Here is a 19823-nt window from a genome sequence, read left to right as displayed (position 1 = left end):
CGGCGGGTTTACGAGGTGAATTCCGCATTTTCCTCGCGTCCTTCTCATTTCGAGGAGCCATTGCGACGAAGCCCGATGTCGTCCTGGCGAAAGCCAGGACCCATTACCCCAAGAGGCGGTTTGGCGAAGACTGGTCGTTCGGGATTGGCGACGTGCGCGAACGCGAGATCACGCGGTATGGGTCCTGGCTTTCGCCAGGACGACGGTGGAGATAGTTGGGCGCCTGTGCACGGGCACGACGTTTACCCCTGCTTCGTCATCGTCTCCTTCACCGCGGCCACGAGCTGGCTGAGGGTGAACGGCTTTGGCAGGAAGTCGAACTGCTGGCCTTCGGGCAGACTCTTCTCGAAGGCGTCCTCGGCGTAGCCGGAAACGAAGATGAACTTGATGTCGGGGTTCTTTTCCCGCATCGCCTTCAGCAGCGTCGGGCCGTCCATCTCCGGCATCACGACGTCGGAGACGACGAGATCGATCGCGCCGCTTTGCTCCTCCAGCACCTCCATCGCCTCGACGCCGTTCTCGGCCTCGACCACGGTGTAGCCGCGCGAGCGCAGGCCCCGGGCGTTGAGCGCGCGCAGGCCTTCCTCGTCCTCGACGAGAAGGATCGTGCCCTGTCCGGTGAGATCGGTGCGGGGCTTGGCCTCTGCCGGCGCGGCGGGAGCAGCTTCCTTCGCGGCGCCATTGGTCGCGCTGGCCGCGGCCGCGGGCTGCTCGACCTGCACCTCCGGCTCGGCGTGATGGCGCGGAAGGAAGATGTGGAACGAGGTGCCCTGCCCCGGCTCGGAATCGACGTAAATGAAGCCGCCGGTCTGCTTGACGATGCCGTAGACGGTGGAGAGGCCGAGGCCGGTGCCCTTGCCGACCTCCTTGGTCGAGAAGAACGGCTCGAAGATCTTGTCGCGGATGTCGGCGGGAATGCCGGTGCCGGTGTCGGCGACCTCGATGCGGACATAGTCCGCGGCCGGCATGCCCTTGTAGGCGAGCTTGCCCGCATCCTCGGTCGTGACGTTGGCCGTGCGGATGATCAGCTTGCCGCCGTCGGCCATGGCGTCGCGCGCGTTGACCGCGAGGTTGACGATGACCTGCTCGAACTGGGAGACGTCGACCTTCACCGGCCAGAGGTCGCGGCCGTGGATCAGGTCGAGCTTGACCTTCTCGCCGATCAGCCGGCGCAGCAGCATGGTGAGATCGCTCAAGGCATCGCCGAGATCGAGCACCTGCGGCCGCAGCGTCTGCCGCCGCGAGAACGCCAGCAGCTGCCGCACCAGGGTCGCCGCGCGCGTCGCGTTCTGCTTGATCTGCATGATGTCCTGGAACGACGGATCGGTCGGCTTGTGCGCGTTCAGCAGGAAGTCGTTCGCCATCATGATGGCGGAGAGCACGTTGTTGAAGTCGTGGGCGATGCCGCCGGCGAGCTGGCCCACCGTCTCCATCTTCTGGGACTGGTTGATCTGGTTCTCCAGCGCGCGCCGCTCGGTGGTCTCGAGCATGTGCACGATGGCGGCTTCCGCCTCGTTCTCGGCCGCATCCACCGGCGTGACGAAGAACTGGCCCCAGCGCTCCTTGGTCCCTTCCAGCGCCACCTCGACCGGCGCGACGTCGGCCTGGCCTTCGGCGGCCTGGTTGATGGCCGTGATCAGCAGATGACGATCGCGCGAATTGACCGCGCGGAAGATCGACTTCGAGGCACTGTCGAGCCCGAGCGCCTGCCCGAGCTTGGCATAGCGCGCATTGGCACGCACGACGTTGCCGGCGCGGTCGACGGTCGCGATCGCCATCGGAGTATGGTCGAAGAAGCGCATGAAGCGCACTTCGGCGGCCCGGTCAGGATCGCTGCGCTCGTCGCGGGCGCGGCTGATGACGAGGGTGCGCGACGGTCCCGGCGCGCCGTCGGCGCCGAAGGCAAGCTTGTGATAGAGCCGCACCGGCATGGTCTTGCCGGTCCGCATACGCAGGTCGATATCGAAGACCTCGGTCTTCACCTCGCCCGGCACCGCCACGATCGCCGTCAAGAGCGAGGCGCCGTCGCCGGAAACGATGTCGGTGAGTTTCAAGCCGCCCGAGCCAATCTCAGCCAGGTCATAGTCGAGCCAGTTCGCCAGCGTCGCGTTGACATAGGCGAGCTCGCCAGCCGGATTGACCGAGAAGAAGCCGCACGGCGCGTGGTCGAGATATTCGATGGCGTGCTGAAGCTCCTGGAACACGTCCTCCTGGCGCTCGCGGTCGCGGGTGATGTCGGCGATCGACCACACCGCGTATTTCGCCTCGCGCTTGCCGGTGCCGAGCGGGCGCACGCGCATGCGCAGCCAGCGGCCCTGGCTGCCGTCCTGCCCGGAGATGCGCACCTCCTCCTGCTGGCGCTTGCCCTCGCGGGCGGCCTTGAGCAGGCGGAACACGGCTTCGGAGACGTCGGGGTTGCCGATGAAGACGCGCTCCACGGGGCGCACGTCCTGCGGGCCGCTCGCGCCGGTCAGCGTCAGATAGGCCGCGTTGGAATAGACCACGTGTCCGCGCGCATCGGTCACGGCGAGGCCGTCGAAGGCGTGATCGGAGATGCGGCCGATGATGGGATCATCGAGATTTCGGTCGGCGAAGCGGATGATGCCGGCGGCAAAGGCGAACAGATTGAACAGCCCGACCATGGCCAGCACGGCGAGGATGCCGAGGATATAGGGCTGCGCCTGCGCGCGGCCGAGCGTCATCAGCCCGACGGCGACCGCGACGAGGCCGGCGGCCACCAGCAGCACCAGCGCAATGCTGCCCGAGCGCGGCGACGGCTCGTTCGCCGCAACGGGCTCGCGTGTGAGGTCGTGGTCGGTCTCAGCAGTCATCTCGAGCTGGCGCAGCCTGTTGGCAGAGAATCAACGCGCTGCCGCGCGCGCAGGGCCTTCCCTGCCTCATCAGGCCCCGCAGGCGCAAGGGCAGCAGGGTCGAAAGGTACGCTGATTCCCAGATTACAGCCATTTCCGGTACTTTTCGGGGGTTTTAGCCGCGCCCGGCGCGGAAACCCTGTTTCAGCCGCATGACGTAGCCGATGACCTCGGCGACCGCATGGTAGTGCTCGGTCGGGATTTCCTGGTCGATGTCGACGGTGGCATAGAGCGCACGGGCGAGCGGCACGTTCTCGACGATCGGGATGTCGTGCTCGCGCGCGATCTCCCGGATCTTGAAGGCGAGATTGTCGACGCCCTTGGCGACGCAGATCGGCGCCGACATGCCGCGCTCGTAGGACAGCGCCACCGAATAGTGGGTCGGGTTGGTGATGATCACCGAGGCCTTGGGAACCGCCGCCATCATGCGCTTCTTGGCGCGCTGCTGCCGGAGTTGCCTGATCTTGCCCTTGATGTGGGGGTCGCCTTCGGACTGCTTGAACTCTTCCTTGATCTCCTGGAGCGACATCTTCTGCCGCTGGAACCAGCTGCGGTACTGGAAGAAGTAATCGGCGATCGCGACGATCGCGAGCGCCGCGACCACCGCGCCGAGCAGGTGGACGGTCATGCTGGTGGTGGCGCCGAGCATGGCGGCCGGGTCGAGCCTGACCATCGCCTCCATGCGATGCCGTTCCGGCCACAGGATCATGGTCATGACCACGCCAAGCACGATCAGCTTGCCGAGGCCCTTGAGGAAGTTCGCCGCCGCCTGCTTGCCGAAGATGCGCTTGAAGCCGGCGCCGGGCGAGAGCTTGCTGAATTTGGGTTTCAGGGATTCGGCCGACCAGACCAGGCGGTGCTGCAGCATGTTGCCGGCGATCGCCGCCAGCACCAGCATCAGCAAGGGAACGCCGACCGCCGCGAGCACGGCGACCTCGATCTGCTGCATCAGCTTGAGCAGGTTCCCGCCGTCGGTCTTGATCATCCAGGAATTGGCGAGCAGGTTGCGCATCGGCGTCACCAGCCCGCTGCCGACCGAGCCCGAGAAGGTCGAGACCACCAGCGTGCCGCCGGCGATCATGAACCAGGTGTTGATCTCCTGGCTTTTGGCGACGTCGCCACGTTCGAGCGCATCGTCGAGACGCTTTTGTGTCGGGTCTTCTGTTTGACTTTCTGGATCGTTGTCTTCCGCCATCGATCCCTCGTTACTTGAGCGGCATCATCTGGTGCATCACACCGATGAAGTAGTCGAGATAGGTGCCCATCATCGCGGTGAGCACCACGGCGAGCACCAGGAAGCCCGCGAAGATCGACAGCGGCACGCCGACGAAATAGACCTGCATCTGCGGCATCAGCCGCGCCAGCACGCCCAATCCGATGTTGAAGACGAGGCCGAACACCAGAAACGGCCCCGAGAGCTGCAGGCCGAGCCGGAACGCGGCGGCGAAGGCTCGCGTCGCGAGCGAAGCGACATCCCCGCTCGACACCGTCTCGCCCGGCGAGAAGATCGAGTAGCTGTCGTTCAGCGCAGCGATGACGAGGTGATGGCTGTCGGTGGCGAACAGCAGCGTCACTCCCAGCATGGTCAGGAAGTTGCCGACCAGCACGCCCTGCTGTCCCTGCGTCGGATCGACCGAAGTGACGAAGCCGAGTCCCATCTGCTGCGCGATCACGGATCCCGCGACCTGCAACGCGGACAGCGTTACGCGCGCGGTCGCGCCCAGCACGATGCCGATCACGATCTCATGCAGCATCAGCACCAGCAGCGGCGCCAGCGACCCCATGTCGACGTGGTAGGCGTTGCGATGCAGCGGCAGGATGATCAGCGTCAGCAGCAGCGCGATCGACAGCTTGATCCGCGTCGGGATGTTGGTCTCGCCGAGACCGGGCAGCAGCATCACCATCGCACCGACCCGGGCGAAGGCGAGCATGAAGGACGCGGCGAGCGCCGGCAGCAGCGAGACGTCGATGCGCATAGCGGCCGCATTGTGCCTCAGCCGCCGATGATTCGCGACGAGATCCGCAGCATGTGGGCGTGGAGCGAGTCGGCCATGAACGGTAATGCTAGTAGCATCGTGGCGAAGATGGCCAGGATCTTCGGGACGTAGATCAGCGTCTGCTCCTGGATCTGCGTCAGTGCCTGGAACAGCGACACGATCACGCCGACCACGAGGCCGACCACCATCAGCGGCGAGGACACGATCACGATGGTCCAGATCGCATCGCGCGCGACGTCGAGGGTCTCAGGTCCGGTCATTGCAGAATTCCTTTATTCAATTTACGCCTCCTCACCGCTGTTCCGAGCAATGCGAAGACCTATCCCCTCGTCATTGCGAGCGAAGCGAAGCAATCCAGACTGCCGTCGCGGAAAGATTCTGGATTGCTTCGCTGCGCTCGCAATGACGCCTGGGGCGAGCGCCAGCGCGAAAAATCAGATCGGCATCTTCATGATGTCTTCATACGCGGCGATCACGCGGTCGCGGACCGACACCAGCGTGGAGACGGCGACGTCGGTGTCGGCGACTGCCGTCACCACGTCCATCACGTTGGCCTTGCCGGCGGCCATCGCCACCGTCTGCGCGTCGGACTTGCGGCCGGATTCCATGACGCTGCCGACGGCGTCTTTCAGCAGCGAGGCGAAGGATTGCCCGCTCGCTTCGCTGCCCTTGCCGGTACCGCCGTTCTCCAGCACCCGGGCAAGGTTGGCATAGGCGTTCGCGGCGATTGTCGGTGATGCCATGGCTCAAATGTCCTGTTCAGCTCTTGAGGATGTCGAGCGTGCGCTGGATCATCCGGCGCGTCGCACTGATGATGTTGAGATTGGCCTCGTAGGACCGCTGCGCATCGCGCATGTCGGTCATCTCGACCACCGAGTTCACGTTGGGAAATTTGACGTTGCCGGTTGCGTCCGCCGCCGGATTGTTCGGCTCGTATCTGACACGGAAGGCGGACTGGTCAGGCTTGATCTTGCCGAGGGTGACGACCTGCGCATCGAGGGTGCGGTCGAGCGCGGAGGAAAAGGTCGGAACCTTACGCCGGTAGGGATCGCCGCCCGCGGTCTGCGAGGTCGAATCCGCGTTCGCGATGTTTTCCGAGATCACCCGCATGCGTCCGGCCTGCGCGCGCAGGCCGGAGGTCGCGATCGCCATCGAGCGGGCAAAGTCGCTGCTGTCATTCGCCATCATCTGCCTCCGCTAGTTCTGCTGTTCCCGGATCATGACCTAGCCCTTGCCGATCGCGGTCTTGAGCAGATGCAGGCTCTTGGAATAGAGCGAGGTCGCCGCCGCGTAGTCCATCTGGTTGCTGGCCGCCTTCATCATCTCCTCCTCGAGATTGACGGCATTGCCCGCGGGGCGGGTCTCGAAGCCCGCGTTCTTGTTCTGGTCGAATCCGGAGGCCGCGCCTGACGGCTTCATGTGCGAGGCGCTGGTGACGGTCATCGCCAGCGGGCCCATCGAGCCCGTGACGGCGCCTGATTTGTCGAGCTTCGGCTCGACCAGGTCGCGCGGCCGGAATTTGGGCGTATCGGAGTTGGAGACGTTCTCGGACAGGACGCGCTGGCGCTCCTGATGCCATTGCATCTTGGTGCGAAGCGCCGACAGCACCGGGAGGTCGTTGATGGACATCGTTGCGGCTCCTTCCGCCGTCGGACTTGTGTCCGAAGCTAGGCAGAATTTGCCGCCTGTATGGTTAACAGGTGGTTAAGGATGCCGCCGGGACATGTTCCGGGGCGGGACACGACCTTGCGATCCCGTGATTCTACGCATCAAAAAGCGGCATTAACCCAACCGCTTGGCGGCCCACACACGGGCCAAGAAGTCGTTTTGGATCGAGCGATTCATAGGTTATTAAGAGTTGGGGACGGCAAAACTTGCCGTGGAACGTTAAGAGATCGCAGTTTGGGGCATCGTACGCCGGTGGTTGGCGCAGCTGACCACGGGCGCGAGAAAAGCGCCATTTGTCGGGGACAAGTATGCAAGGCAGCCCTATCACCTTCATCGTCGCGTTCATCGTCGTTCTGGCGTTGATCGGCGTCGCTGCATGGCTGGTTCGCCGATTCGCCGGCAACCGGATCGGCGCCAACACCCAGCGCGGCCGCATGCCCCGGCTCGCCGTGATCGATGCTGCCGCGGTCGATGGCCGGCGCCGCCTGGTGCTGGTCCGGCGCGACAATGTCGAGCATCTCCTGATGATCGGCGGCCCGACCGACATCGTCGTCGAGCCCAACATCGTGCGCGCCGCGCCCGGCCGTGACCAGCTCCCGCAGCGCGCCAACGCCGCCGAACCGCCGCGCCTCGCCCCCATGCCCGATGCCGGCGCCTGGGCCGACGAAGCGCCACGGCCCGAGCTGCTCGATCATCCCGAACCGCAGATGCCCGAGCCGCCGCCGCGGCCCGCGCGGCCGCCCTTCGCCGACGAAGTGCGCCGGCCCGCACCCGCTTTGGCCGAACGCCGTGGCGAGCCGGCCCTGCCCGGCTTTCCGCCGGAGCCGATGGCGCCGCGTCCCGAGCGCGAGCCGCGGCCAGAACCGCTTCCGCCGCGCATTGCCCGCAGCGAGCCGCCGCTGATGCCGCGTCCGCCGCGCCAGAGCGAGCCGGTGAAGGTCCCGCCGGTGCGCGCCGAGCGCGCAGCCGCGCCGCCGCCTCCGCCGGTGCCGCAGGCCGCGCCCGTTCCGCCGCCGGCACCCGCTGCCGCTGCGCCCTCGAGCGCCGAGCAGAATCTTGCCGAAATGGCGCAGCGGTTAGAGGCTGCCTTGCGCCGCCCGGCCGGCGAAACGGTCGCGCCCCCGGTTGCGCCGGAGCCGCCAGCCGCTCCGGCGCGCGTGGCGCGCGGCGAGCCGCCGGCACCCCCGGCCCCGCCGCCGAAGCCCGCCGCGGAGAAGACCAGTTTTGAAAATCTCGAAGACGAGATGGCCTCCCTGCTCGGCCGTCCGAAGCCGTCTTCGTGAGGCTGCCGGCCCTCCCGCGTAGAGTTCTTTTTCTTTCTGTCCTGATCGGCGCGGCTTCGCTCGCGATGCCTGCGCATGCGCAGGACATCAGCATCAATCTCGGCGGCGGCGGTGCCGGCGGCGGCGGCGTTACCGAGCGCGCGATCCAGCTGATCGCGCTGCTCACGGTGCTGTCGATCGCGCCGTCGATCCTGATCATGATGACGTCGTTCACGCGCATCGTGGTCGTGCTGTCGCTGCTCCGCACCGCGATGGGTACGGCGACCGCGCCGCCGAACTCGGTGATCATTGCGCTCGCGATGTTCCTCACCTTCTTCGTGATGGGGCCGGTACTGCAAAAATCCTACGACGAGGGCATCCGTCCGCTCGTCGCCAACCAGGTCAGCGTCGAGGACGCGCTCCAGCGCGCCTCCGTCCCCTTGCGCGGCTTCATGCAGAAGAACGTGCGCGAGAAGGACCTCAAGCTGTTCCTCGACCTCTCCGGCGAGCCGCCGCCCGCCACCCCCGACGACCTCGCCCTGCGCATCCTCGTTCCCGCCTTCATGATCTCAGAGCTCAAGCGCGCCTTCGAGATCGGCTTCCTCTTGTTCCTGCCCTTCCTGATCATCGACCTCGTCGTCGCCTCTGTCTTGATGTCGATGGGCATGATGATGCTGCCGCCGGCGACGATCTCGCTGCCGTTCAAGCTGATCTTCTTCGTGCTGGTCGACGGCTGGTCGCTGGTGGCGGGGAGTTTGGTGCAGAGTTACGGGGGCGGGTAGCCTGGTTTTGCAGGAACAATCAGCGACGCATCTTCCCGTCCTCAGCGATAGCCTCCGGCCTCTCCTCGTCATTGCGAGGAGCTCTTGCGACGAAGCAATCCAGACTGCCTCAACGGAAAGACTCTGGATTGCTTCGCTACGCTCGCAATGACGGAGAATGCGGCGAAGGGTCGGGCCGCGCTTCGCGCAGCAAGACGCAGGCAGAGGCCGGGCGGTCCCCTACCCCTTCACATCATACTGCTTGCTGAGATGGTCGCCGATCTGGACCAGCATGGCGACGCTTTCGGGGAAGCCGGGCCGGTCCCGCGTCGCCTGATCGGCGTCGGCACGGAACTCCCAGCTGTCGCCGTCACGAACGATGGAGATGGCGAAGCCGTCCGGGCCATCGACATGGGCCTTCAATTCGGCCCGCGCCATGGCGATGAGTTCGGCTTCGGTCTTGGTAGGCTTGCTCATATCGTCCCTCTCCCGGCATGAAGACGTGCAGGTTGCCGCCTCGCGCGACAGCTGTCGAGAGGTCCAGAGGTAGCAGGGTTCCTAGCGCGTCATCTTGATCTGCCGCACGGCGGGGATCGTGGGCAGCGAGCCGGTGTGGTCGCTCTCGTCCCTGGCCTGCGGCGAGGCCGGCGCGCGGGCCGTGGCGTCGGGGAAGCGCTGCTTCATCTCGCGCAGGAAGCCGTCGAGCGTGTCGACGCTGGCGGCGAGCTTGGCGATCTCGGCGAATTCGGCGCTGGAGGCCGCGGCCGGCTTGCTGGCGATGTCGAAGGCGAGACGGTCGGCGCTCTCGCTCATCAACGGCGCGTATTTCTCGCGGAAGCGCGACAGGCCGATCGAGTCATCGGCGAGCGCGTAGCCGACGGCGGCGCGGATGATGTCGCTCTTCTCCACCGCGTTGAGCGGCTTGAAGTCGCGGAAACGCTCGCCGTAGTACAGCTCGATCTGCTCGGCGGACTCGCGCCAGCGCCGCGCCGCCCAGAAGATGTCGGAGCGCAGGCGGAGCACCTCGCGCCCGGAGACGTTGGAGACGATGTCGAGCGCGAGATCGTGACGGCCGACGTCGCTCTGCGCGCGCGCTTCGAGCAGCAGGCGCTGCTGCCTGAGCTCGCCGGAGAGATCGCTGATGCGGCTTGCGCGCAACGCCGAGATCGCCTTGTCCGGCCTGCGGTTGGCGAGATAGATCATCGACAGGCGCGCGGCAACCTGGGCGCGGGCGGCGCCTTCGAGGCGGTGGTCGACCTGGTATTGCAGGAGCTCGGCGGCCTGGTCGAGCAGATCGATCGAGGCGAGACGGTCGGCGAGACGCCGGATCAGCTCGTCGCCGCGACGGCCGATCGGCGTCAGCTCGCGAAACTCGTAGAACATGCCGAGCGCTTCGACCACCGGCAGCTCGTCGCCCTTGGGACCCAAGAAGATCTGCGTGAACAGCTCGGAGGCGAGGTCCTGTGCCTGGCGCGAAGCTTCGGCGTTCGGCTGCAGCCTTGTCGCGGTGCGCGCCGCCGTGAGCGCGTCACGATAGCGCCCGTTCGCGGCATACAGCTGCGACAGCATCTGCAGCGTCTTGACCTCGATCGCATCGCCGCGCCAGGTCATCGACAGCGTCTCGAGCTCGCGCAGCGCGTCTTCCTTGCCGATCTCGTCGCGCTTCTGACGCAGCGCGACCTCGAGCTGCTTGGCCTCTGCCGCAGCCAGACGATCGCTCGAGGCGACCGCGAATTTGTAGTCGTCGAGCGCATCCTTGTCGTGGCCGAGCGCCTCGGCGAGCCGGCCGCGCAACACCGCAAAGCCGGGTGCCGCCTCCGGCGAGACGCCGACGACCTCGAGCTCGCTGCGGCGCTTCGAGGCGCCGGCATAGTCCTTCACTTCGAGCGAAGCCCGCATCGCGTCCATGGTCACGATGCGCTGGATGTCGAGCGGCAGCGAGGCGATGGCGAATTCGACGTTCTTGAACTTCTCGCGCGCGTCCGCCCATTTGCCCTGACGCGCATAAGCGAGCGCCTTCCACAGCAGGGAGTCATGGCTGTTGCCGATTACAGGATTGGCGAGGTCCTTCAGGCCTTGCGCCGGCCGGCCGATCAGGATGCTCGCGATCGCGTGCATGATCAGCGCACCGCTCTCCTCCTTGTTGAGCGGATCGGCCAGCATCAATTCGGTCACGGCCTTGGCTTCATGATACATCGCGCGGGACATGTAGAACTGCGCGAGGTCGAGCCGCGGCAGCGAGCGCTGTGCGGGATCGACCGCGGAGATCGCCATGACCAGATCGCTCTGCCGCGTCCAGAAATTCTCCGACTGCCCCTTGCGCCAGCCTTCCGGGCTGAAGATCGGGCGCACTGCGGTCGGCGCGCGCTCGGCGGAGATGTCGACCGGCGACAGCGTCAGCCCACCCTTCTTGCCGAGGATGACCTTGTCGGAGCCGACCTCGACGCCGATGTCGTCGGAGTTCGGCCGGATCGCGATGCCGTGCGCGGACTCCAGCAGCGAGAGATCGACGAGGTCCTGCCGCTTGATGAAGCCGCGCACCGGCCGCTGCGCGGTGACGATGTAGAGCGTGTCGCCGGCGTCGGGATCGGTCAGCTTGTGCAGCTGGCCCGGGTTGGCAAAGGGGATCGCGATGTTGGCGAGTGCGGGATCGGTGATGTTGCGCGACATCATCAGCGGCAGCGGCGTTGCCTGGATCTTGTCGGCGAGGGTCAGCAGCCAGTTGGTCTCCTTGCCGACCTCCTCGCTCGTCAGCGAGTAGACCAGCGGCCGGGTGAGACGGATGCGCACCGCCTGTCCCTTGTCGAGTGGCACGCGTCCGACCTCGCCGATCATCGCGCCGCCCTTGGTGCGGATCGCCTCGACGTCGATCGGCTTCGGCGTGTCGAACACCAGCCAGATGGTATCGCCGCGGCGGAACGCCGCCGCAGCGGTCGAAACCTGCAGCGGGAACGTGACGCGAAGGCCATCGCTGTCGCGGCGCGCATCGACGCTGGCGACAGCGGGCTGCGGCGTCGGCGCCTCGGCCTTGGCGGCTTCCTTGACCGGCTCCTTCGCCACTTCCTTCACGAGCTCTTTGGGCGCCTCGGCCATTGCGGGAACGGCAGGCGCAGCCGGAGCTTCGGCAACAGGCGCTGGCCTCGCCACCTCCTTGGGCGCTTCCGCGGCGTGCGCAGCCTCGGTCGCGGGAGCCGGCGCCGGCTTCGGTGCTTCGGCGACCGGCATCGCGGCGGGCACTTCCGGCTTCACTTCGATCTTGGCGTCGCGCGCGATCGTCTCCGATGTCGGCGGCGTAATCTCGCGGCGAACCTCCTTCGGCTTCTCGGCAGCCGGCTTTTCCGGCGCAGGCGCCGGTGCATGGCCCGCGGGCTTGGCCTGCGCGATCGCCGCCTCCGGCGTCATGGCCGTCTTGCCCTTGTCCGGCTGGAAGGAGACGTCGACGACGTAGTTCTTGTCGTCGCGGAAGGAGTGCACGTCGGAATCGCCGATCAGCGCGATCTCGACACTGGTCTGGTCGATGTCGGCCTTCTGCTTGATCGAGGCGACGTTCGGCGGCGCGGCGACGACGGCGTCCGCGAGGTCGAAATTGAGGTTGGCGTTGAACATCAGCGTGAGCTTCTGCTCGTTGAGCACGGAGGACACGCCGACGCCGTCGGGCATCTCGAACACGAAGCGCACGAAGGTCGGCTGCACCGAGGCGCGGACACGGATCTGCGGTCGCTTCTTGGTCTCGGCCGCGGCGCGCTGGGCGCGCAAGGCACGTTCGGCGAGACGCGCGCGCTCGGCAAGTTCCTTGACCACGTCCATGGGCAGGCTCGGCGGCGGCCCCTTCCAGCCCTCCGGCAGCAGGTCGACGAAGGTGCGCTCGCCGGCATTCATGGTGTTGACGGTGACGCGTCGCGCCAGCGACAGACGGATGGCGCCGCCGTCGGGGTCGCGGCGGGCGGAGTTGACGTAGTCGGGCGCGCCTTCCGGAACGCGGTCGACGGGAACGTCGACGGGACGGTCGAAGCGGATGATGAGGATGGAGCCGGCCGTCGTCACCTCGGACGGAACATCCTCGCCGAGCTTGATGACAAGACGGGCAAAGCCGCCGCCGGCCGAAAAACTCGCCTCGCCGCGGATCGGATCGGCGGCTCCGGCTGGCACCGTGAGGCCGATCAGCAAGCAGGCTGCCAGCACCGGCGCCTTGCGGGCATGACGCGACAATCCCCGCACCAAGGCGCGGGCTCGCGACACAAATCCAGCGGCAGCCTCTCGCGCCATTTGCGGCATTTCTTCCGGTTCGGCGGTTCACGCCGGCAACTGGTGCCGGCCCATGCCCTCGAATGTAGGTTTTGCCAATTAAGGACTTCTTAAGTATGAGCCCTCAATTCGGCTTTTGCGTCGGCTTGCCGTCGATCTTGGGCAGGTCGCCAGCCGAGGCGGATTGATCGCCGCCGCCATTGGCGCGGCGGGCCATCTCGACCGTGAGCCGCTCGGCGGCCTCCGGCGACATCAATCCGAGGATGTCCGACATCTTTCGCGGCGCGATCGCCGAGGCGATCTCGATCAGCACGCCCATCTCCAGCCGGTCGAACACCCGCGCGGCGTCCTTCGGCTTCATGCCCTCATACATGGTGACGAGGCCCTTCATGCGCTGGGCTTCGGCGGCCTTCTGCTCGGCCTGGGTCGCGGAGATGCGGGTTTCCACCGCCTTCATCTCCTCGACCTTGTTCTCGATGCGCTTCTCGGCGGATTTGAGCAGGCTTTCGCGGATGTCGATCTCGCGCTGGCGGGCCTCGATCTCCTGGCGGCGCGCCTGCAGTCGCTCGAGGATCGCGCGTTCCGAGGCCGAGACCTGCGGCTGGCCTTCCTCCACCTTCACCACGGTGCCTTCGGGCTTGGTCTCGGGCGCGGCGGGCTTCGGCGCCTCCTTCGGAGCGCCATGGGTCGAGCCGGTGATGTCAGGGTCCTCGCGACCGGTCGGGAAGTTCAGATTCTCCTGCGCCCAGGACTTTTTGACCTGTTTCGGCTGGTAGTCGAAGACATAGCCGCCATTGATCATGAGGCCCGCGACCTTGAGCGTGGCGAGACCTGCGACGGCGACCAGGACGACCGGAATGACGCGGATGTTACGAAAGGACTTCATACCCTGTCTTCATGCGGCAAGGCCGTTGGATCGACGGCGCTCAGAGAAGGCTTCGGCTGCAGCCGCCACCGCCTTCGCCGACGACGGCTTGGCTACGGGCGCGGATACCGTTTCCGGATTGGTCACGGGCCGCGCGGCGATTGCGATCTTGGACAGGCGCCGCACCACGTTGTCGGCTTCGCCGAGCTGCTTGTAGAGCTGGTCCGACATCTGGGTCGCCGCCGCGAGCTGGCTGCCGAGGTTCTCGTTGACGTCCCGCACGGCGAGCTTCAGCCCGCCGATCGCGCGCTCGGCGATCTCGGTCGCGGTGATCAGCTCGGCGATGACCGCCTTCAGCGAATGCTCGTCCGCCTTCAGCCGCGTCAGGCGCTTGTTCAGCAGGATACAGTAGCCGATCGTGAGCATCAGCAAGATAGCCACCAGCGTCTCGATCGCCATTCCCAGGGAGTGGTTCATGGGGCCTCCATCATCTTGTTCTGCTCGTCCACCTTCTCGAACATCGCAAGTGTCGTACTTGGCTTGCGCAGGGGTTTCGTCACGCGGATCGCGACACGGTCGCCGACCCGGCCCATCCGCCCCTCGGTCAGCGTGACGTCGCCGCAGCGCACGGTCACGTTGGCATCGGCGCGCATGTCGAGCGGCAGCGTGTCGCCGACCTTCAGCCGCATCAGCTGCTTGAGCGGAATATCGGCCTCGTAGAGCACGGCATCGACGGCGATCTCGGCCTGGTTGATCTCGGTGGCGAAATGGCCCTCCCAGATCGGGTCGCGGCCGAACTTTTCGCCCATGAACATCTGGAGCAGCACGCCCCTGATGGGTTCGATGGTCGCGTAAGGCAGCAGCAGCTCGATATTGCCGCCGCGGTCTTCCATGTCGATGCGCAGGCGCACCAGGATCGCGGCGTTGGCGGGACGGCTGATCGCGGCGAAGCGCGGATTGGTCTCAAGCCGGTCGATCGTGAAGGTCACGGGCGACAGCGGCCGGAACGCCTGCTCGGCATCGGCCAGCACCACCTCGACCAGGCGCTTGACCAGCTCGGTCTCGATCGTGGTGTAGGGCCGGCCCTCGATGCGGAGCTGGCTGGTGCCGCGGCGGCCGCCGAGCAGCACGTCGATCATCGAGTAGATCAGGTTGGAATCGACCGTCGCCATGCCGAAGTTTTCCCACTCTTCGGCCTTGAACACCGAGAGCACGGCGGGCAGCGGGATCGAGTTCATGTAGTCGCCGAAGCGCACCGAGGTGATGCGGTCGAGCGAGACTTCGACGTTGTCGGAGGTGAAATTGCGCAAGGAGGTCGTCAACAGCCGCACCAGGCGGTCGAAGACGATTTCGAGCATCGGCAGACGCTCGTAGGAGACCATCGCCGAATCGATGATCGCGCGAATGCCGGAGTGGTCGTCGAGCGTGACGTCACCGACGGTGAAGCCGAGGAGATTGTCGATCTCCTCCTGCGACAGCACCCGCTCGCCGGAATTCTTGCCGCTGCCGAGATCGCGGCTGCCGTCCTCGACCATGGCCGCCCATTGCAGGGCCATGGTCTCCGACAGCTCGTTTTCGGCAGCGGCCTTCGCGGCCTCCGCGGGATCCTCGGAATCGAGCGACGCCTCCCATTGGGCGGCAATCGCATCCTGGTCCATTTGCTCGTTGCCGGCCATGACGCTAGCCCGTCACCTTCCGCAGCATCATCACTGGATCACGACTTCCTTGAACAGCACCGCGCTGACCTGGATCGGCGCGACCGCCGCGTTGACGCGCTTGGTCAGCTCTTCCTTGAGGCGGAAGATGCCGGCGGAGCCGTTGAGGTCGGAGGAGCGCAGCTCGCGGACATAGGTCTGGAAGATGTCGGTGACGCGCGGCATGGTCGGCTTGATCGCCTCGATCTGCTTCTCTTCCTTCAGCTCCAGCACAATCTTCAGCTTCAGATATTGCACGCGCTCGCCGGGCGCGCCGGCGAGGTTGACCATGATGTCGGGCACGTCGACGAAAGCCGGCGGCTTCGGCGGGGGCGCCGCCTCGGCGTGATGCTCGTCGTCGCCGTGACGGAAGAAGAAGAACCAGGTCGCCGCACCGCCGCCGAGGACGGCGAGCAGGCCGACAGCCATGATGATGAGCTTGAGCTTGTTCTTCGGGGGAGTGGCTTCGGCGCCTTCAGCGGCTGCGCCGCCTTCCGCTTCATTCTCTGCCATGGTCGCCGGGCTCGCTCATCTCTTAAAGGAATCGAAAGAGCGAAGCCCCCTGGCAGACAGTGACGCGATACGAATGTCCCAGCGCAATGCGCTCCTCTTGCCCGCAAACGCTACGGTAATAATGGTTAACGGTTTCTTTCGATTGGGCCCCAGCTAGGAAAAATCTGCCGGGCAAGCATGGCTAACAGAACCTTTCTGCCGCCTTCCCGCACCCTCGAAAAATCTTCAAATAATTGAAATTACATACATTTTCAGGTTGGCACGGCTTTCGCTGAGAGAGGGCCGAGACCGAAGGGTTTGGGAGAACCCGACGGTGTCGTTCACGGGGTCGGCCGAGGCGCTTGGGAGAGCGAGGTGGCAGATCCCACTCAGGGGAGATCTTCCGATGCAGAACGCGCTTCTGATCGGCTTGTCACGGCAGATGACGTTGGAACGGCAGATGGATGTCGTCGCCAACAACGTCGCCAATGCCAACACCAACGGCTTCAAGGCCGACCATTCGCTGTTCGAGGAGTACCTCAACTCGAACGCGCGTGAGGACAATTTCATCGGCTCCGACCGCCGGGTCTCCTATGTGCAGGACCGCGGCACCTTCCGCGACGTCGGCCAGGGGCCGATGGAGCCGACCAACAACCCGCTCGACATGGCGATCAGCGGCAACGCCTTTTTCGCCGTGCAGGCCAACGGCGCCGAGCGCTACACCCGCGACGGCAAGTTCACGCTCAACAGCACCGGCCAGCTCGTCACCTCCGACGGCAACCTCGTGCTCGGCACCGGCGGCCCGATCACCTTCCAGCCGACCGACCACGACATCAACGTCGCCCCCGACGGCACCGTCACCGTGCTCGAAGGGACCGCCAAGACGGACTCGATCCGCGGCAAGATCCGCATGGTCTCGTTCGACGATCCGGCCAAGCTGACCAAGCTCGGCACCAACCTCTACAGTGCGGGGTCGGCGAACCAGCAGGCCGACACCAAGTCGACCGTGCAGCAGGGCTACATCGAGAAGTCGAACGTGAACTCGGTCGGCGAGATGACCCGCATGGTCGAAGTCATGCGCAGCTACACCGCCATCGCCAACCTGCTGCAGCAGCAGAGCGACCTCCACAAATCGGCGATTGAGAAGCTCGCCGACGTCCCGGCCTGATTGAGGGAGAACTGACATGCAGGCGCTTCACACCGCAGCGACCGGAATGGCGGCACAGGAACTCAACGTTCAGGTGATCTCCAACAACATCGCCAACCTCCGCACCACCGGCTTCAAGAAGCAGACCGCGGCGTTCCAGGACCTGATCTACGAGCACGTGCGCCGCGTCGGCGCGCAGGCCTCGGACCAGGGCACCATCGTGCCCGTCGGCGTCGACATCGGCGGCGGCGTCAAGACCGTCGGCACGCCGCGCAGCATGACGCAAGGTACGCTGTCGCAGACCGGCAACGACCTCGACCTCGCGATTTCGGGCGAAGGCTTCTTCAAGATCCTGATGCCCGACGGCACCTACCAGTACACCCGCGACGGCACCTTCCAGATGGACAATCAGGGCCGCGTCGTCACCGCGCAAGGCAACCCGGTGCAGCCGACCATCACCATCCCGAACAACGCCTCGGGCATCGCCGTGAACGAGCAGGGCCAGGTCTCGGTCACGTTGCCGGGCTCGTCGACCTCCTCGATCATCGGCACGATCAACGTGACCCGCTTCATCAACAAGGCGGGCCTGCAGCCGGTCGGCAGCAACCAGTTCACCGAGACGCCGTCCTCGGGCCCGCCGCAGGACGGCACCGCCAACACCGAGGGCTACGGCAAGGTCACGCAGGGAAGCCTCGAGCAGGCCAATGTCGACGTCGTCTCGGAGATGAGCGACCTGATCGCCGCCCAGCGCGCCTACGAGATGAACGCCAAGGTCATCAGCGCTGCCGACCAGATGATGCAATCGACCACGGCGCTGTTCCGCTGAGGTGATGACGATGATCCGGACCACAATCGCCACGATCTCCGCGCTCCTGCTGCTGGCCCTGCCGGCACAGGCCGCCGACGACGGCATCGCCGCGCCGACGTTGCGCGCGAACGTCACCGTGACCTCGGACGTGGTTCGGGTCGGCGACCTCATCGACAATGCCGGTTCGGCCGCGCTGATCCCGGTCTACCGCTCGCCAGATCTCGGCACCACCGGTGCGCTGCCGGTCGCGCAAGTCCTGTCGGTGTTGCGCGCCAAGCAGGTGATCGGCGTGATGACCGGCGACATCAGGGAAGTCCAGGTCACCCGCCTCGCCCGCACGCTCGCCAACAGGGACCTCGAAAACGCGGTGGCGTTCGCGCTCGAGCGCCGCTTCGGCCTTGGCGATGCCGCCAACATCACCGTCACCTTCGACCGCGGCGTCTCCGACATGCGGCTGGACGCCTCCAACACCGGCGCGCTGCTGCCGGTCGCAACCCGCTTCGACGCGCGCAGCGGCCGTTTCGACATCGCCTTCGAGATCAACAACGACAACAACCCGACGCCGACCAAGCTGCGCTTCACCGGCACCGCGATCGAGACCGTGGAAGTCGCCGTGCTGACCCGCGACATCGACCGCTCCGACATGCTGAAAGCCTCGGACATCTCCCTGGAGCGCCGGCCCAAGGCCGAGGTCACCGGCGAGCCTGCCTCGCGCGATCGCACCATCGGCATGCAGCTGCGCCGGCCGATGCGGGCGGGCACGCCGATCCGCGTCGCCGACATCGTCAAGCCGGACTTCGTGCAGCGCGACCAGAGCGTCACCATCATCTACCAGGTGCCCGGCCTCTACCTCACCACGCGCGGCAAGGCGATCGAGAGCGGTGCCGAGGGCGACACCGTCTCCGTGCTCAACCTGCAATCCAAGCGCACGCTGACCGGGGTCGTCACCGGCCGCGGCCAAGTCACCGTGCAGGGTGCCAGCCAGTCCGCGCCGGTGGCGCCCGCGGTCGAGCAGACCTCCTCGCTCAAGCGCGATGAAGCGCCCGCGCCGGTCGACACTGCAGCCCTCATTCGTAACCTGGTCCAGGCCCCCGCCTCGCCAGCCCAGGTCGCCCAAGCCCAGATCCCGCAAGCCCGCATCTCGCAAGCTCCAGCCAAGTCAGAGTAAGTCATGTCCTCGTTCAGTTCGGCTTCCCGTCTTCGTCGCATCGCGATCTCTGCCTTGCTGCTGGCCTCCTGTGCGCTGGGTGGCTGCTCCTCGATCGACCGCCTGTCGCAGATCGGCGAGCAGCCGAAATTGTCCGCGATCGACAATCCGACGACGCAGCCCGGCTACAAGCCGGTGCAGATGCCGATGCCGAAGCCGGAGGTCGCCTCGTACAATCCGAACTCGCTGTGGCGCAACGGCAGCCGCGCCTTCTTCAAGGACCAGCGCGCCACCCATGTCGGCGACCTCCTGACCGTGACCGTGAACATCACAGACAAGGCCAACCTCTCCAACGAGACCCAGCGCAGCCGCACCAACAAGGAAGATTCCGGCATTACCGACTTCATCGGCGCGAAGACCATCACGCAGGCCAACAAGATCCTGCCCGGCCGCATCCTCACCGCCGACGCCACCGCCTCCAGCGATGGCAAGGGCTCGGTCAATCGCACGGAAGCGTTGCAGACCAATGTCGCCGCGGTCGTCACCCAGGTGCTGCCGAACGGCAATCTCGTGGTCGAAGGCAAGCAGGAGATCCGCGTCAACTACGAGATCCGCGAGCTCGTGGTCGCCGGCATCGTCCGCCCCGAAGACATCCAGAGCGACAACACCATCGATTCCAGCAAGATCGCGCAGGCCCGCATCGCCTATGGCGGCCGCGGCCAGATCATGGACGTGCAGCAGCCGCGCTACGGCCAGCAGGTCATGGACGTGCTACTGCCCTTCTAAGCCTTCAAGAGCTCCCACATCGTGTTCGCGAACCTAGGCGCGAACGACGGTGTACTACGCGGCCTCCGGTAGCTCCCCTGC

At 66.0% G+C, this 19823-nt stretch carries 19 protein-coding genes; 6 read left to right on the top strand and 13 right to left on the bottom strand.

The window, feature by feature from the left end:
• Positions 1 to 242 precede the first annotated feature (242 nt).
• The 7 genes from QA649_RS17765 to flgB form a co-directional block, all read right to left on the bottom strand.
• Positions 243 to 2831 carry a cell cycle histidine kinase CckA gene (locus QA649_RS17765; protein WP_283025321.1) on the bottom strand — a complete coding sequence of 863 codons (2589 nt, stop codon included), beginning with the start codon at positions 2829 to 2831 and terminating at the stop codon, positions 243 to 245.
• 154 nt (positions 2832 to 2985) lie between these two features.
• A complete protein-coding gene (gene flhB / locus QA649_RS17760; protein WP_283025320.1) occupies positions 2986 to 4065 on the bottom strand; it encodes a flagellar biosynthesis protein FlhB in 1080 nt (359 codons plus the stop codon).
• A gap of 10 nt (positions 4066 to 4075) precedes the next feature.
• Positions 4076 to 4846, bottom strand: a complete 771-nt coding sequence (fliR, locus tag QA649_RS17755; RefSeq protein ID WP_027560312.1) for a flagellar biosynthetic protein FliR — start codon at positions 4844 to 4846, stop codon at positions 4076 to 4078.
• A 17-nt stretch (positions 4847 to 4863) separates the two neighbouring features.
• Positions 4864 to 5127, bottom strand: a complete 264-nt coding sequence (gene fliQ, locus QA649_RS17750) for a flagellar biosynthesis protein FliQ (RefSeq protein WP_011088555.1) — start codon at positions 5125 to 5127, stop codon at positions 4864 to 4866.
• Positions 5128 to 5301: 174 nt separating this feature from the next.
• Positions 5302 to 5610 (bottom strand): flagellar hook-basal body complex protein FliE, encoded by a 309-nt coding sequence (fliE, locus tag QA649_RS17745; RefSeq protein ID WP_283025319.1) that lies wholly within the window; start codon positions 5608 to 5610, stop codon positions 5302 to 5304.
• A 16-nt stretch (positions 5611 to 5626) separates the two neighbouring features.
• Positions 5627 to 6052, bottom strand: a complete 426-nt coding sequence (flgC, locus tag QA649_RS17740; RefSeq protein WP_026311961.1) for a flagellar basal body rod protein FlgC — start codon at positions 6050 to 6052, stop codon at positions 5627 to 5629.
• A gap of 39 nt (positions 6053 to 6091) precedes the next feature.
• Positions 6092 to 6496, bottom strand: a complete 405-nt coding sequence (gene flgB / locus QA649_RS17735; RefSeq protein ID WP_212343004.1) for a flagellar basal body rod protein FlgB — start codon at positions 6494 to 6496, stop codon at positions 6092 to 6094.
• Positions 6497 to 6843: 347 nt separating this feature from the next.
• On the opposite strand from flgB, the gene QA649_RS17730 reads away from it, so the two are divergent.
• Complete coding sequence (locus QA649_RS17730) at positions 6844 to 7818, top strand: flagellar biosynthetic protein FliO (RefSeq protein WP_283025318.1); 975 nt, start codon at positions 6844 to 6846, stop codon at positions 7816 to 7818.
• Positions 7815 to 8579: a flagellar type III secretion system pore protein FliP gene (gene fliP, locus QA649_RS17725; RefSeq protein WP_283025317.1), complete on the top strand. Its 765-nt coding sequence runs from the start codon at positions 7815 to 7817 to the stop codon at positions 8577 to 8579. The genes QA649_RS17730 and fliP overlap by 4 nt, the downstream gene beginning before the upstream one ends.
• Positions 8580 to 8798: 219 nt before the next feature.
• On the opposite strand, the gene QA649_RS17720 is transcribed toward fliP, so the two are convergent.
• The 6 genes from QA649_RS17720 to fliL form a co-directional block, all read right to left on the bottom strand.
• Positions 8799 to 9035, bottom strand: coding sequence for a hypothetical protein (locus QA649_RS17720; protein ID WP_283025316.1), 237 nt, complete (start codon positions 9033 to 9035; stop codon positions 8799 to 8801).
• A gap of 81 nt (positions 9036 to 9116) precedes the next feature.
• Positions 9117 to 12824 (bottom strand): tetratricopeptide repeat protein, encoded by a 3708-nt coding sequence (locus QA649_RS17715; protein WP_283025315.1) that lies wholly within the window; start codon positions 12822 to 12824, stop codon positions 9117 to 9119.
• 103 nt (positions 12825 to 12927) lie between these two features.
• Complete coding sequence (locus QA649_RS17710) at positions 12928 to 13689, bottom strand: flagellar protein FlbB (RefSeq protein WP_283025314.1); 762 nt, start codon at positions 13687 to 13689, stop codon at positions 12928 to 12930.
• A gap of 9 nt (positions 13690 to 13698) precedes the next feature.
• Positions 13699 to 14145, bottom strand: coding sequence for a DUF6468 domain-containing protein (locus QA649_RS17705; protein ID WP_018642813.1), 447 nt, complete (start codon positions 14143 to 14145; stop codon positions 13699 to 13701).
• Positions 14142 to 15344, bottom strand: coding sequence for a flagellar motor switch protein FliM (gene fliM / locus QA649_RS17700; protein WP_283025313.1), 1203 nt, complete (start codon positions 15342 to 15344; stop codon positions 14142 to 14144). Before fliM ends, QA649_RS17705 begins: the two co-directional genes overlap by 4 nt.
• A gap of 30 nt (positions 15345 to 15374) precedes the next feature.
• On the bottom strand, positions 15375 to 15875 hold the full coding sequence (gene fliL / locus QA649_RS17695; RefSeq protein ID WP_283025312.1) for a flagellar basal body-associated protein FliL: 501 nt from the start codon (positions 15873 to 15875) through the stop codon (positions 15375 to 15377).
• Positions 15876 to 16260: 385 nt separating this feature from the next.
• Here fliL and flgF point away from each other — a divergent pair, with 385 nt between their 5' ends.
• The 4 genes from flgF to flgH are packed head-to-tail and all read left to right on the top strand — an operon-like array spanning position 16261 to position 19742.
• Positions 16261 to 17022 (top strand): flagellar basal-body rod protein FlgF, encoded by a 762-nt coding sequence (gene flgF, locus QA649_RS17690; protein WP_018642816.1) that lies wholly within the window; start codon positions 16261 to 16263, stop codon positions 17020 to 17022.
• Between the two features lie 16 nt (positions 17023 to 17038).
• Positions 17039 to 17827, top strand: coding sequence for a flagellar basal-body rod protein FlgG (gene flgG / locus QA649_RS17685; protein WP_283025311.1), 789 nt, complete (start codon positions 17039 to 17041; stop codon positions 17825 to 17827).
• Between the two features lie 10 nt (positions 17828 to 17837).
• The gene (gene flgA, locus QA649_RS17680; protein ID WP_283025310.1) at positions 17838 to 18977 is read left to right on the top strand and encodes a flagellar basal body P-ring formation chaperone FlgA; all 1140 of its coding nucleotides are present in this window, start codon (positions 17838 to 17840) and stop codon (positions 18975 to 18977) included.
• Positions 18978 to 18980: 3 nt separating this feature from the next.
• The gene (gene flgH, locus QA649_RS17675; RefSeq protein WP_283025309.1) at positions 18981 to 19742 is read left to right on the top strand and encodes a flagellar basal body L-ring protein FlgH; all 762 of its coding nucleotides are present in this window, start codon (positions 18981 to 18983) and stop codon (positions 19740 to 19742) included.
• Positions 19743 to 19823 lie beyond the last annotated feature (81 nt).

The sequence above is a fragment of the Bradyrhizobium sp. CB1717 genome (assembly GCF_029714325.1).
Taxonomy (GTDB): domain Bacteria; phylum Pseudomonadota; class Alphaproteobacteria; order Rhizobiales; family Xanthobacteraceae; genus Bradyrhizobium.
This window is presented reverse-complemented; position numbering and strand designations above follow the sequence as displayed.

Bases quoted from the DNA above. Each gene is read 5' to 3' on its own strand.
- fliE (WP_283025319.1), bottom strand. From the start codon at position 5,610: ATGGCATCACCGACAATCGCCGCGAACGCCTATGCCAACCTTGCCCGG.
- flgA (WP_283025310.1), top strand. From the start codon at position 17,838: ATGATCCGGACCACAATCGCCACGATCTCCGCGCTCCTGCTGCTGGCC.
- QA649_RS17720 (WP_283025316.1), bottom strand. From the start codon at position 9,035: ATGAGCAAGCCTACCAAGACCGAAGCCGAACTCATCGCCATGGCGCGG.
- flgC (WP_026311961.1), bottom strand. From the start codon at position 6,052: ATGGCGAATGACAGCAGCGACTTTGCCCGCTCGATGGCGATCGCGACC.
- flgH (WP_283025309.1), top strand. From the start codon at position 18,981: ATGTCCTCGTTCAGTTCGGCTTCCCGTCTTCGTCGCATCGCGATCTCT.
- fliQ (WP_011088555.1), bottom strand. From the start codon at position 5,127: ATGACCGGACCTGAGACCCTCGACGTCGCGCGCGATGCGATCTGGACC.
- flgF (WP_018642816.1), top strand. From the start codon at position 16,261: ATGCAGAACGCGCTTCTGATCGGCTTGTCACGGCAGATGACGTTGGAA.
- fliR (WP_027560312.1), bottom strand. From the start codon at position 4,846: ATGCGCATCGACGTCTCGCTGCTGCCGGCGCTCGCCGCGTCCTTCATG.
- QA649_RS17730 (WP_283025318.1), top strand. From the start codon at position 6,844: ATGCAAGGCAGCCCTATCACCTTCATCGTCGCGTTCATCGTCGTTCTG.
- QA649_RS17765 (WP_283025321.1), bottom strand. From the start codon at position 2,831: ATGACTGCTGAGACCGACCACGACCTCACACGCGAGCCCGTTGCGGCG.
- flgB (WP_212343004.1), bottom strand. From the start codon at position 6,496: ATGTCCATCAACGACCTCCCGGTGCTGTCGGCGCTTCGCACCAAGATG.
- fliM (WP_283025313.1), bottom strand. From the start codon at position 15,344: ATGGCCGGCAACGAGCAAATGGACCAGGATGCGATTGCCGCCCAATGG.
- QA649_RS17715 (WP_283025315.1), bottom strand. From the start codon at position 12,824: ATGGCGCGAGAGGCTGCCGCTGGATTTGTGTCGCGAGCCCGCGCCTTG.
- flhB (WP_283025320.1), bottom strand. From the start codon at position 4,065: ATGGCGGAAGACAACGATCCAGAAAGTCAAACAGAAGACCCGACACAA.
- QA649_RS17710 (WP_283025314.1), bottom strand. From the start codon at position 13,689: ATGAAGTCCTTTCGTAACATCCGCGTCATTCCGGTCGTCCTGGTCGCC.
- fliL (WP_283025312.1), bottom strand. From the start codon at position 15,875: ATGGCAGAGAATGAAGCGGAAGGCGGCGCAGCCGCTGAAGGCGCCGAA.
- QA649_RS17705 (WP_018642813.1), bottom strand. From the start codon at position 14,145: ATGAACCACTCCCTGGGAATGGCGATCGAGACGCTGGTGGCTATCTTG.
- flgG (WP_283025311.1), top strand. From the start codon at position 17,039: ATGCAGGCGCTTCACACCGCAGCGACCGGAATGGCGGCACAGGAACTC.